The organism is Salinarimonas soli (assembly GCF_008386575.1).
Lineage (GTDB): Bacteria > Pseudomonadota > Alphaproteobacteria > Rhizobiales > Beijerinckiaceae > Salinarimonas_A > Salinarimonas_A soli.
In genome coordinates this window covers 17,340-29,331 of record NZ_VUOA01000036.1, presented here as the reverse complement: position 1 = coordinate 29,331, position 11,992 = coordinate 17,340, and the positions used below count along the sequence as shown (strand labels likewise).

Here is an 11,992-nt window from a genome sequence, read left to right as displayed (position 1 = left end):
CCCTCCCCCCTCCGCGGGGGAGGGACAGCTCCGCGAAGCGGAGCCCGGAGCGGCAGCGCACCGCTTCTGATTGTGGTCACCACCGTCATCCCCGGCCGGAACCGGCCGGAGGCCGGTGGAGGGGACAGCACGCTTGCGTGCCAAGAAGGGGATCCAGCACCACTTGATGTCGCGGAGCGACGCCTTTCGCCCGACCAGGGCCCTTGGCGGGCCGCAAGGAGCCGCTGACGCGGCAACATCATTTCGCTGGATCCCCTTCCCCTCCGCCCTGACGGGCTCCGGCCGGGGATGACAGGGGGAGATTGTCCCGCCGCCATGGCCCTCCCCCGCGGAGGGGGGAGGGTTCGGGGTATCGCCATCTCGCATCGCTACTCCCCCGCCGGCATGTGCCGCGCCAGCGCCTCCAGCACCGCCATGCGCACCGCCACGCCCATCTCGACCTGCTCGCGGATCAGCGACTGCGCGCCGTCGGCGATGGCGGACGAGATCTCGACGCCGCGGTTCATGGGGCCCGGATGCATCACCAGCGCCTCGGGCTTGGCGAAGGCGAGCTTGTCCTCGTCGAGGCCGAAATAGCGGAAATACTCCTTCACCGAGGGCACGAAGGAGCCGTTCATGCGCTCGCGCTGAAGGCGCAGCATCATGACGATGTCGGCGCCCGCGAGCCCCTCCTTCATGCGGGTGAACACCTCGACGCCGAGGCGCTCGATCCCGGCGGGGAGCAGCGTGGTCGGGGCGACGACCCGGACCCGGGCGCCCATGGCCGAGAGCAGGATCATGTTGGAGCGCGCCACCCGGGAATGCAGGATGTCGCCGCAGATCGCGACCGTGAGCCCCGCGATGCGGCCCTTGCGGCGGCGGATGGTGAGAGCGTCGAGGAGCGCCTGGGTCGGGTGCTCGTGCGCCCCGTCGCCCGCGTTCACCACGGCGCAGTCGACCTTGCGGGCCAGGAGGTGCACCGCGCCGGCCGCGTGGTGGCGCACGATGATCACGTCGGGCCGCATGGCGTTGAGGGTCGCGGCGGTGTCGATGAGGGTCTCGCCCTTCTTCACCGAGGAGGACGCCACGGACATGTTCATGACGTCGGCGCCGAGCCGCTTGCCCGCGAGCTCGAAGGAGGCCTGGGTGCGGGTCGAGGGCTCGAAGAACAGGTTGATCTGCGTGCGCCCCCGCAGCGTCGCCTTCTTCTTCTCCGCCTGCCGGCTCACCTCCACGGCCTCGTCCGCAAGGTCGAGGAGCGCGGTCATGTCCAGCGGCGAGAGGCCTTCGATGCCGAGGAGATGCCGGTGGGGGAAGCTGGGGCGCTGCATGAGGGCAAGGCGTAGACCCGGCGGCGCCTCTAGATCAAGCGCCGCGACGCTCGCCCCGCGTTTAATCCAGGCTTAAACGCTGCCGTGGCATCACGGTTGGTCAAACGGCCCCGCATGCCCCCGGATTCCCATGACCCGCTCCATCCGCACCACGCTCGCCGGCGCCTTCGCGGCGCTCACCCTCGTGATCCTGGCGCTCTCCGGCTTCAGCTATCTCACCATGAGCAAGCTCGACGCCCTCTCGACGGAGGTGGACGCGGTGTGGCTGCCGCGCCTCGACGCGGCGCATGCCGTCAACACGCGGCTCGGTGACTTCCGCATCGCCGAGGCCGTGATGGTCATGGCGATCGACAACATGGAGCGCTCGGCGGGCGAGACGGCCATGCGCGAGGCCGGCAACGCCGTGACCGCGCTCCTCGACGGCCTCAAGACCGGCGCTCCCGACGCCCGCCATGCCAAGGCCGTCGAGGAGATCGGCCGGGCCTGGACCGCCTATCTCGCCGTGAACGGCGAGGTCACGCGGCTTGCGAACGCGATTTTCGGCAGCTCGGCCTCCGACCTCTTCCAGAAGGGCGGGCGCGAGGCCTTCGAGGCGACGAGGCTCAAGGTCGCGGATCTCGTCGCCCTCACGGTCGCGGGCGCCAAGGATTCGGCGAAGCGCTCCGACCGGACGAGCACCGAGGCCGCCACCTGGGCGACCGTGATGGGCCTCGCCGGCTTCCTCATCGCCGTCGCGGCGACGCTCTACGTCTTCCGCGGCCTCGCCGCCTCGCTCATGCGGGTCGCGGGGGCGGCCCGGCGGATCGGCGACGGCGCCCTGGAGACGCATGTCCCCGACCGCGAGCGCCGCGACGAGATCGGCTCCATGGCGGCCGCCATCGAGACCCTGCGCCAGTCGGCCATCGACCGCCTGCGCCTCGAGGACGAGAGCGGCCGCACCCGCGGCACGATCGAGAGCCGCCAGCGGACCGTGGAGGGTGCAGTCGCGCGCTTCCGCGGCGTGCTCGGCGAGATCCTCTCGGGACTGTCGCGCAGCGCCGAGGCCATGCAGGCGAATGCCGCCACCATGACCCACGCGGCCGAGAGCGCCGACGACATGGCCCGCGCCGCCTCGACCGCCTCCGACGTGTCCTCGGCCAACGTCCAGAACGTGGCGGCGGCCACCGAGGAGCTCGCCGCCTCGATCAACGAGATCGGCAATCAGGTGGCGCGCACGGCAGAGGCCGTGAGCCGCGCCCACACGCTGACCGAGGGCGCGGACGCCCAGGTGGGCGAGCTCACGGGAGCGGCGGACAAGATCGGCGAGGTGGTGAGCCTTATCCAGGCCATTGCCGCGCAGACGAACCTGCTCGCGCTCAACGCCACCATCGAGGCGGCCCGCGCGGGCGAGGCCGGCAAGGGCTTCGCGGTCGTGGCCGCCGAGGTGAAGGGCCTCGCCTCGCAGACCACCCGGGCGACGGAAGAGATCGCAGCCAAGATCCAGGAGATCCAGGGCGCCACGGGCCGCACGGCGGCGGTGATGCGCGAGACCACGGAGCACATGCACCGCGTCCAGGCGCTCACCACCGCCATTGCGGCGGCCGTCGAGCAGCAGGATTCGACCACCCGCGAGATCTCCCGCAACGTCGCCGACACGGCATCGGGCACGACGAGCCTCGCCCACAGCGTGGCCGGCGCCTCGCGCTCGATCAGCGGCACCCGCGAGGCGGCCGGTCAGGTCACGGCCCTGTCTGGCGAGGTCTCCCGGGAGACCGAGCGCCTGCGCGCGGCGGTGGACGACTTCCTGCGCTCCGTGGCGGCCTGAGCCCCACGCTCCCTGCCAAGCTGCCGGAATTTCGCCGCGCGCGGCCCCGACAAACCCCGCAAAGGGGAAACGGAGCGCGCCGCGGCGGCTCCGGCCAGGGGGATATCGCAATGAGATCATGGTGGCACGCGGCGATGCTCGCCGCGCTGGTGCTCGCGCCGGCCGGGGCGGGGGCGGAGACCTTCGCCCATGCCGGCCCCGGCACGGCGGCACCGCCGGCCTTCGGGGCCTTCTGCCGGAGCCATCCCGGGCAATGCGCCCGGGTCGGGCCCCTCGTCGAGCGGATCGCCCTCACCCCGGCGCGGCTCGCCGAGCTGAGATCCGTGAACGCGTCCGTCAACGGCGCGATCCGCGAGATGGGCGATCTGGAGCATCACGGCGTCGAGGACCATTGGTCGCTCGCCGAGGACGGGCGGGGAGACTGCGAGGACTTCGCGCTGCTCAAGCGCAAGATGCTCATCGAGCGCGGCTGGCCGTCCTCGGTCCTCCTCATGACCACGGTGTCGACGCCGTCGGGCGAGGGGCACGCGGTGCTGAGCGTGATCACGGACGGCGGCGACCTCGTGCTCGACAACAAGACGGGCGCGGTGCTGCCCTGGACCGGGACGGGCTACGCCTTCTACACCCGCCAGTCCCAGCGCAACCCGCGCGCCTGGGTCTGGATCGACCACGAGCCGCCGGCGGCTCTCGCAGCGCGGGCGCCCCGCAAAAGGACGACCCTCGCCCAGTAGGACGAGGGCCGCCGTCAGGCATCCCTTGGGGCGCGGGGGCGCCCCGGCGGGAGCGCAGGCTCAGTGGCCGTGGCCACCCCCGTTCCCGCCGCCATTGCCGCCGCCGTTACCTCCGCCGTTGCCGCCGCCGTTCCCGCCGGCATTGCCACCACCGCCGGAATTGCCGCCGCCGTTGTTGCCGCCGCCACCGGAGTTGCTGCCACCGGAGTTGCCGCCTCCGGAATTCCCGCCGCCAGCGTTCCCGCCACCGGCATTACCCCCGGCGTTGCCGCCTGCATTGCCTCCGGCCGAGGCCCCGGCGCCCGCCGAGCCGCCGCCCATGTTGCCGCCGGCGCTCGCGCTCGCTCCGCCGCCCATGCCGGCATTGCCGGAGGCGTCGCCCATGCCCATGCCGCCGGGGTTGTTCGTCCCCATGCCGCCCATGCCCTGGCTGTTGTTGCTCGCCGAGCCGCGACCCGGGTTGGTGCCGTCGGCGAGGCCGGAGCGGCTGCCGAGGCTGCCGGTGGTCACGTCGCTCATGTGGCCCATGGCCGGGCCGCCACGGCTCATGCCGGAGGCGCTCGGGTTCATCGTGCCCATGCCGCCCATGCCCTGGCTGTTGTTGCGGGACGAGGCGCGGCCGGGATTGGTGCCGTCGGCGAGGCCGGAGCGGCTGTGGCCGGCGCGGGTCACCTCGCGGGCAGGCCGGTCACGCTCCATGCGATCGCGACGCGGCGTGCGGACCTCGCCGTCGCCGGCCATCATGCCGCCGGGGTTCATCGTGCCGACGCCGCCCATACCCCCGCTGCTGTTGTTCGCGGAGCCCCGGCCCGGATTGGTGCCGTCGCCGAGCCCCGAGCGGCTGCCGCCGGTCGAGCCCGTGACGCCGCCGACGACCGTACCGCCAGGCTGAACCGTCCCGCCGCCGACCACGGTCCCGCCGCTGACGACCGTGCCGCCAGGCTGAACCGTCCCGCCCCCGATCACGGGCCCGCCGGGCTGCATCGTGCCGCCCCCGATGACCGTCCCGCCGCCCACGACGGTGCCGCCGGTCACGGTGCCGCCCGTCTGGACGGTGCCGGTCGAGCCCCGGACCGGTCCGGAGACCACCCCGCCCGTCGTCACGGTGCCCGTCGCGCCGACGCCGGTCATGCCGCCGTCGACCCCGAGCGCGCCGGAGCGGCCCAGATTGTCGGAACCGGCCCGCACGTCGTCGACGGTGCGGCCGAGGATGGAGCTCGTCACCCGCGGCGGGCACTGCCAGAGCCGCCGGTTGGGCTCGGCGGGCAGCACCACCTGCCGGCAGAAGCGCTGATACTGGGGCGAGATGGAGCCTTCCAAGAGAACGCCGCCGGACTGGGCGGCGGCGATCGAGGCGCCGGAGGCCGAGAGAAGCATGGCCGCGGCAAGGGTCGGAACGAGATTACGCATGGCTCAGCACCTTAATACTAGCGCCCGACCCTTTCGCCATGATGGCGGTGGCCGCGGCGCGTGTCGCATGCTAGGCCAATGCCGTTTCCCAGCGTCGGTTCCGATCTTGTTACGCGATCATCTGGCTTTCCACGATAAAGATATGATTTCGACGGAGCATGCCCGATGCATTCGGCTCCTTCGACCTGCCCGAGCACTGCCCGCTCAATCACCGCTGATCTGGTGAAACGTGCGATCACGGCGCCAGCCTGGGGTCTGTACTTGAACGGCCACCCGCACTGCCCCATTTTCGCCACACGAGTTCAAGGGCACGGTCTCGCCCTCTGCACGGGGCCGCGAACCGCCGCGGCCGCGCCGGCGCCCGATGCCGCAGAGGCCCGGATTTGACTAATTCGGGTATCTCACCCAGTTAAGGCCTCCGCCGCAGCGGCGGCCGCGGCTGCTTCGCCGTGCGCTCGCGCCGGGTCGCGCGGTCATCCAGGAATGCGCTTCATGAAAGTCGTCGTCGTCGAATCGCCCGCGAAGGCCAAGACGATCAACAAATATCTCGGTCGCGACTACGAGGTGCTGGCCTCCTTCGGCCACATCCGCGACCTGCCGCCCAAGGACGGCTCCGTGAACCCGGACGCGGATTTCGCGATGATCTGGGAGCTGGAGGACCGCGGCGCGAAGCGCATGTCCGACATCGCGAAGGCGCTCAAGGGGGCCGAGAAGCTCATCCTCGCCACCGACCCCGACCGCGAGGGCGAGGCGATCTCCTGGCACGTCCTGGAGGCTCTGCGGGAAAAGCGCGTCCTCAAGGGCATGCCCGTGGAGCGGGTGACCTTCAACGCGATCACCAAGGACGCCATCCATTCCGCGATGGCCCAGCCCCGCGAGATCGACCAGGCGCTGGTCGACGCCTATCTGGCGCGCCGGGCTCTGGACTACCTCGTGGGCTTCACCCTCTCCCCCGTGCTCTGGCGCAAGCTGCCCGGCGCGAAATCGGCGGGCCGGGTGCAGTCGGTGGCGCTGCGCCTCGTGTGCGACCGCGAGCGCGAGATCGAGAGCTTCGTGCCGCGCGAGTACTGGTCGCTCGTCGCGACGCTCGCGACCCGCGAGGGCGGCGTGTTCGAGGCGCGGCTCGTGGGCGCCGACGGCAAGAAGATCAACCGCCTCGACATCGGCAACGGCGAGGACGCCGAGCGCTTCAAGCGCGACCTGGAGGTGGCCACCTTCCAGGTCTCGAACGTCGAGTCGAAGCCTGCCAAGCGCCATCCCTACCCGCCCTTCACCACCTCGACGCTCCAGCAGGAGGCCTCGCGCAAGCTCGGCCTGGCGCCCGCCCAGACCATGCGCATCGCCCAGCGGCTCTACGAGGGCGTGGAGCTCGGCGGCGAGACGGTGGGCCTCATCACCTATATGCGGACCGACGGCGTCGACATGGCGCCCGAGGCCGTGCAGGCGGCCCGCCGCGTCATCGGCCGCGAGTACGGCGACCGCTACCTGCCGGGCGTGCCGCGCAAATACACGACAAAGGCCAAGAACGCGCAGGAAGCCCACGAGGCCGTGCGCCCCACCGACATGGGCCGCCTGCCCCAGAACGTGGCGCGCTACCTGGAGCCCGAGCAGGCGCGCCTCTACGAGCTGATCTGGAAGCGCACCATCGCGAGCCAGATGGAATCCGCCGAGCTAGAGCGCACCACCGCCGACATCGCGGCGAAGGTGGGGCCGCGCCGGCTCGATCTTCGCGCCACCGGCCAGGTGATCAAGTTCGACGGCTTCCTCACCCTCTACCGCGAGGACCGGGACGATCCCGATCCGACGGCGAAGGGCGGGGACGGCGAGGACGACGAGGACAACCGGCGCCTGCCGGCCATGCGGGCGGGCGATCCCCTGGAGCGCCGCCGCATCGCGTCGACCCAGCACTTCACCGAGCCGCCGCCGCGCTTCTCCGAGGCGAGCCTTGTGAAGCGCATGGAGGAGCTCGGCATCGGGCGCCCGTCCACCTACGCATCGATCCTCCAGGTGCTGCGCGACCGCGAATATGTGCGGCTCGACAAGCGCAAGCTCTATCCCGAGGACAAGGGCCGCATCGTCGTGGCCTTCCTGGAATCGTTCTTCCGCCGCTATGTCGAATACGACTTCACGGCGGATCTCGAGGAGCAGCTCGATCGGGTCTCGAACCACGAGATCGATTGGAAGGCGGTGCTGCGCGCGTTCTGGGACGACTTCTCGGCCGCGGTCGGCGGCACGAAGGAGCTGCGCACGGGCGACGTGATCGAGGCGCTCAACGAGTATCTCGGCCCGCACATCTTCCCGCCGCGCCCCGACGGCTCGAACCCGCGCACATGCCAGACCTGCGGCACGGGCACCCTGTCGCTGAAACTCGGCAAGTACGGCGCCTTCATCGGCTGCTCGAACTATCCCGAATGCCGCTTCACCCGCCAGCTCGCGGCCGCCGGTGCTGGGGGCGAGGGCGAGGGGTCGGGCGCCGACGGCCAACCCGGCGTACGGGTGCTCGGCAACGATCCGGAGACCGCGCAGCCCGTGACCCTGCGCGACGGCCGCTTCGGCCCCTTCGTGCAGCTCGGCGAGGGCGAGAAGCCCAAGCGCTCGTCGCTGCCCAAGGGCATGAGCCCCTCCTCCGTCGACCTGGAGCGGGCCCTCAAGCTCCTGGCGCTGCCGAAGCCCGTGGCGAAGCACCCGGAATCCGGCGAGCCGATCCTCGTCGGGATCGGGCGCTTCGGTCCCTATGTCCAGCACGGCAAGACCTACGCCAACCTGGGGAAGGACGACGACGTGCTGGAGGTGGGCGCCAACCGGGCGATCGACCTCATCGTGGCCAAGGAGAGCGGCGCGGGCGGCGGACGGCGCGGAGGCGACGCGGGCCGGGCGCTCGGCGCCGACCCCGAGTCGGGCAAGACCATCAGCGTGAAGGCCGGCAAGTACGGCCCCTACGTGACCGACGGCACCACCCACGCAACGCTGCCCAAGACGATCGACCCGGAGGCCCTCGCCCTCGACGAGGCGATCATCCTCATCCGCCAGAAGCGCGAGGCAGGCGGCGGCAAGACCGCGCGCGGACGCAAGAGTGCGGGCGGGGCGAAGCGCGCGGCGCCGGCCAAGAGCGCGGCGGCCAAGAGCGCGGCGGCGAAGAGCGCTGGAGCGAAGGCCACGGCCACGAAGAGCGCGGGCGCGAAGACCGCGACGGCGAAGCGCGCGGCCCCGAAGAAGGCGGCCGCCAAGAAGCCCGCGGCGCCGAAGAAGGCCTCGGCCAAGAAGGCGGCGAGCGACGCCGCCGAATAGAGGCCGGGCGATGTCGCTCCGGGACTGGGCGCGGCGCCTCAAGCGGGATCTCGTGGCCGTCTATCATGCGGCCCGGGATCCCCGTACGCCGTGGGCCGCCCGCGTTCTGGGTCTCGCGGTCGTAGCCTACGCGCTGAGCCCCATCGACCTCATCCCGGATGTCATCCCCGTCCTCGGCCTCCTCGACGACGTCATCCTCGTCCCGCTGGGACTCCTTCTCGTCATCCGCCTGATCCCGCCCCACGTGCTCGCCGAGCATCGGGCCAACGCCGCCCGCGACGAGCGCCTGCCGCGCAGCCGGGCGGCGGCGTTGGCGATCGTGGCGGTCTGGATCGCGTCCGGCATGGCGGCCGTGTGGCTCGTCTGGCGTTAGCCCCGCGCTCCGAGCGCCCGCTCGATGGCGCCGATGACGCGCGGGTCCGACGGGCGGACCTCGGAGGGGAAGGAGGCGGCGATGCGGCCGTCGGGGCCGAGCAGGTATTTGTGGAAGTTCCAGCGCGGCGCCTCGCGGCGCTCGGAAGCGGCCCAGCGATAGAACGGATGCGCCGAGGAGCCCCGCACGGACTGGCTCGCCGCCATGGGGAATGTGACGCCGAACTCGCGGCTGCAGAAGCCCGCGATGTCTTTCCCTGAGGCGAGCTCCTGCCCGAAATCGTTGGAGGGCACGCCGATCACCACGAGGCCGCGGTCGCGGTAGCGCGTCCAGACCTCCTGGAGGGCGGTGAATTGCGGCGTGAACCCGCAGCGCGAGGCGGTGTTCACCACGAGGACCGGGCGGCCGCGATAGTCGGCGAGGCGGATGTCGCCGCCCTCGAGGCCCGGAAAGGAGAAGCTGAACCCGTCGGGGCTCGACAGCCCCGCAGGCTGCGCGAAGGCACCAGGGCTCAGGGCGGGCGCGGCGAGGGCCGCGGCGGCGATGGTCAGGACGGAACGGCGTGTCGGCATCGGGCGCTCTCCTCCGTAACGATGGGAGGTATGCTAGAGCGCCCGGCCGGAGGGACGAGGGGGGTGCGTCAGAACGCGAAGACGAGGCCGATGGCGGCGAAGAGGCCGACGCCGAGCCACATGAGCGAGGTGCGGATGCCGCGCTCGATCGGCGTATCGTCGGAGGCCGGGGGCGCGAACGCCTCGCCAGCGGACTGCGCGGCCCGAACGAGGTGGAGGTGCCGGGTCTTGGAGGCGCTGGATGCGGAGGCCATGACGTGCCCTTCTGGCAGGAACGGTACAAGCGTAACCATTCAACGTGAACAAAGCATGACAGGTTCCACCCGATTCAAAGATGTCGCCGAGATTTCATAGAATTGAGCGATAAAGACGCTGCCCTTCAGGAAGGACCGCCCATGAACAGGCCGCCTTTGACCCGCGCCGACGCCGCCGAGGCGGCCGAGGACCTCGGCTCGAACCCGAGCCCCAACCCCACCTTCGGCGAGATCGTCGCCGCCCGCTTCAACCGCCGCGACCTGCTGCGCGGGGCGCTTGGGGTCACGGCGATCCACGCCACGCTCGCGGGCGGGGCCCTGGCGCTCGCGGCGCGGGCGCAGGCCGCAGCCCCCGCGACGCGCTTCGATTTCGAGGAGGTGACGGCGGGCTCGGACGAGCGCCATTACGTGGCGCCGGGCCATGACGCCGACGTGCTCATCCGCTGGGGCGACCCCGTCCTGGCCGACGCTCCGCCCTTCGACCCGCACCGCCAGACGCCCGAGGCCCAGGCGCGGCAATTCGGCTACAACAACGACTTCGTGGGCTACTTGCCCCTCCCCGGCCCCGATCCAAGCGGCCATGGGCTCCTCGTCGTGAACCACGAATATACGAGCGAGGAGCTGATGTTCCCGGGGCTCGGCCGCCAGGACACCAAGGCGGCGGCCTTCTCCGGGATGACCCGGGCCCTCGTCGACATCGAGATGGCGGCCCATGGCGGCTCGGTGGTCGAGATCCGCCGGGTGGAGGGCAAGTGGTCCGTCGTTCCCGGCTCGGCCTATGCCCGGCGCATCACGGCGGGCACCGCGATGGAGATCACCGGTCCGGCCGCCGGCCACCCGCGCCTCCGCACCAACGCCGACCCGACGGGCCGGCGCGTGCTCGGCATGGTCAACAACTGCGCCGGCGGGGTGACGCCCTGGGGCACGTGGCTCACCTGCGAGGAGAACGTGAACGGCTATTTCTGGGGCAAGCTCGCCGACGACGCGCCCGAGGCCCGCAACTATAAGCGCCTCGGCATCCCGGCCAACGTCTTCGCCTGGGGCCGCCATCATGAGCGCTTCGACATCGCCAAGGAGCCCAACGAGGCGAACCGCTTCGGCTGGGTGGTGGAGATCGACCCGTTCGACCCGGCGAGCACCCCGAAGAAGCGCACCGCGCTCGGCCGCTTCAAGCACGAGGGCGCCGCCGGCATCCTCAACGGCGACGGGCGCTACGTGATCTACCAGGGCGACGACGAGCGCTTCGACTACGTCTATCGATTCGTCACGGACGGCCGCGTCGACCCGACGGACCGCGCCGCCAACCGCGACCTCCTCGACAGCGGCACGCTCTCCGTCGCCCGCTACGGCGAGGACGGGCGGGGCGAGTGGCTGCCCCTCGTCCATGGCCGGGGGCCCCTCACGGAGGCGAACGGCTTCGCCTCGCAGGCGGACGTGGTGATCGAGGCGCGCCGGGCGGCGGACCTCCTGGGCGCCACGAAGATGGACCGCCCCGAGGACGTCGAGGCGAACCCGCGGACGGGCAAGGTCTACGTGATGCTCACCAACAACAGCCGCCGCAAGCCCGGGCAGGTCGACGCCGCCAATCCCCGCGCCGAGAACAGCTTCGGCCACATCGTCGAGATGGCGCCCGACGGCGGCGACCACGCCGCGCCGGGCTTCGCGTGGGAGATCGTCGTGCGGTGCGGGGATCCCGCCATCGCGGCGGTGGGCGCCACCTTCTCTTCCGCGACCACCCGCGACGGCTGGTTCGGCATGCCCGACAATTGCGCCATCGACGGCCAGGGGCGGCTGTGGGTGGCGACCGACGGCAACACGCAACGCCGCACCGGGCGGGCGGACGGCGTCTGGGCGCTGGAGACCGAGGGACCCGGCCGGGGCACCTCGCGGCACTTCTTCCGCTGCCCCGTGGGCGCCGAGCTCTGCGGCCCAGCCTTCACCCCCGACGACACCACCTTCTTCGTCGCCGTCCAGCACCCCGGCGTCGCCGACGGCGACGACCCGAACGCCGCCCCGGCCACCTTCGAGGCCCCCACCACCCGCTGGCCCGACTTCCAGCCCGGCATGCCCCCTCGCCCCTCCGTTGTCGCCATCACCCGCCGCGGCGGCGGCCGCGTCGGGGGGTAGCTTCCTCACGGGGGAGAGGGGCGCTCCGGGCATCGAGCGGTGCTCTCTCCTCTCCCATGGGGAGAGGGGCCGGGGATGAGGGGGTACGACGCTGGTCGAGGGGTCTCCGCTCCCCTTGGATCC

At 71.7% G+C, this 11,992-nt stretch carries 10 protein-coding genes (1 of these 10 running past the window's edge); 5 read left to right on the top strand and 5 right to left on the bottom strand.

The features are described from left to right. Positions 1–71: the 5' end (the start) of a dihydroorotase gene (locus F0L46_RS19965; RefSeq protein WP_438646698.1), read on the bottom strand. Its footprint begins 1,219 nt before the window's first position; 71 of the gene's 1,290 nt are visible here — the first part of the coding sequence; its start codon is at positions 69–71; the stop codon falls past the left edge of the window. 297 nt (positions 72–368) lie between these two features. Then, positions 369–1,310, bottom strand: coding sequence for an aspartate carbamoyltransferase catalytic subunit (locus F0L46_RS19960; protein ID WP_149820851.1), 942 nt, complete (start codon positions 1,308–1,310; stop codon positions 369–371). A gap of 130 nt (positions 1,311–1,440) precedes the next feature. Between F0L46_RS19960 and F0L46_RS19955 the strand changes: the two genes are divergently transcribed. Next, positions 1,441–3,114, top strand: a complete 1,674-nt coding sequence (locus F0L46_RS19955; protein WP_149820849.1) for a methyl-accepting chemotaxis protein — start codon at positions 1,441–1,443, stop codon at positions 3,112–3,114. A 110-nt stretch (positions 3,115–3,224) separates the two neighbouring features. Next, entirely contained in the window at positions 3,225–3,845 is a 621-nt protein-coding gene (locus F0L46_RS19950; RefSeq protein WP_149820846.1) for a transglutaminase-like cysteine peptidase, read from the top strand. Between the two features lie 60 nt (positions 3,846–3,905). Here the strand turns inward: F0L46_RS19950 and F0L46_RS19945 are convergent, their stop codons facing one another. Beyond that, complete coding sequence (locus F0L46_RS19945; protein ID WP_149820845.1) at positions 3,906–5,255, bottom strand: hypothetical protein; 1,350 nt, start codon at positions 5,253–5,255, stop codon at positions 3,906–3,908. A gap of 492 nt (positions 5,256–5,747) precedes the next feature. Here F0L46_RS19945 and topA point away from each other — a divergent pair, with 492 nt between their 5' ends. Together topA and F0L46_RS19935 are read left to right on the top strand one after the other, a co-directional pair. Beyond that, complete coding sequence (topA, locus tag F0L46_RS19940) at positions 5,748–8,543, top strand: type I DNA topoisomerase (RefSeq protein WP_149820842.1); 2,796 nt, start codon at positions 5,748–5,750, stop codon at positions 8,541–8,543. A 10-nt stretch (positions 8,544–8,553) separates the two neighbouring features. Further along, on the top strand, positions 8,554–8,916 hold the full coding sequence (locus F0L46_RS19935; protein ID WP_149820840.1) for a YkvA family protein: 363 nt from the start codon (positions 8,554–8,556) through the stop codon (positions 8,914–8,916). Here F0L46_RS19935 and F0L46_RS19930 read toward each other — a convergent pair. Beyond that, positions 8,913–9,488: a glutathione peroxidase gene (locus F0L46_RS19930; RefSeq protein ID WP_149820838.1), complete on the bottom strand. Its 576-nt coding sequence runs from the start codon at positions 9,486–9,488 to the stop codon at positions 8,913–8,915. The genes F0L46_RS19935 and F0L46_RS19930 overlap by 4 nt on opposite strands. Positions 9,489–9,556: 68 nt before the next feature. Beyond that, a complete protein-coding gene (locus tag F0L46_RS19925; RefSeq protein ID WP_149820836.1) occupies positions 9,557–9,742 on the bottom strand; it encodes a hypothetical protein in 186 nt (61 codons plus the stop codon). Between the two features lie 141 nt (positions 9,743–9,883). Between F0L46_RS19925 and F0L46_RS19920 the strand changes: the two genes are divergently transcribed. Next, a complete protein-coding gene (locus F0L46_RS19920; RefSeq protein ID WP_149820834.1) occupies positions 9,884–11,869 on the top strand; it encodes a PhoX family protein in 1,986 nt (661 codons plus the stop codon). Positions 11,870–11,992 lie beyond the last annotated feature (123 nt).

Coding starts and splice junctions, on each gene's coding strand:
- F0L46_RS19960 (WP_149820851.1), bottom strand. CDS start 1,310: ATGCAGCGCCCCAGCTTCCCCCACCGGCATCTCCTCGGCATCGAAGGC.
- F0L46_RS19955 (WP_149820849.1), top strand. CDS start 1,441: ATGACCCGCTCCATCCGCACCACGCTCGCCGGCGCCTTCGCGGCGCTC.
- F0L46_RS19950 (WP_149820846.1), top strand. CDS start 3,225: ATGAGATCATGGTGGCACGCGGCGATGCTCGCCGCGCTGGTGCTCGCG.
- F0L46_RS19945 (WP_149820845.1), bottom strand. CDS start 5,255: ATGCGTAATCTCGTTCCGACCCTTGCCGCGGCCATGCTTCTCTCGGCC.
- topA (WP_149820842.1), top strand. CDS start 5,748: ATGAAAGTCGTCGTCGTCGAATCGCCCGCGAAGGCCAAGACGATCAAC.
- F0L46_RS19935 (WP_149820840.1), top strand. CDS start 8,554: ATGTCGCTCCGGGACTGGGCGCGGCGCCTCAAGCGGGATCTCGTGGCC.
- F0L46_RS19930 (WP_149820838.1), bottom strand. CDS start 9,488: ATGCCGACACGCCGTTCCGTCCTGACCATCGCCGCCGCGGCCCTCGCC.
- F0L46_RS19925 (WP_149820836.1), bottom strand. CDS start 9,742: ATGGCCTCCGCATCCAGCGCCTCCAAGACCCGGCACCTCCACCTCGTT.
- F0L46_RS19920 (WP_149820834.1), top strand. CDS start 9,884: ATGAACAGGCCGCCTTTGACCCGCGCCGACGCCGCCGAGGCGGCCGAG.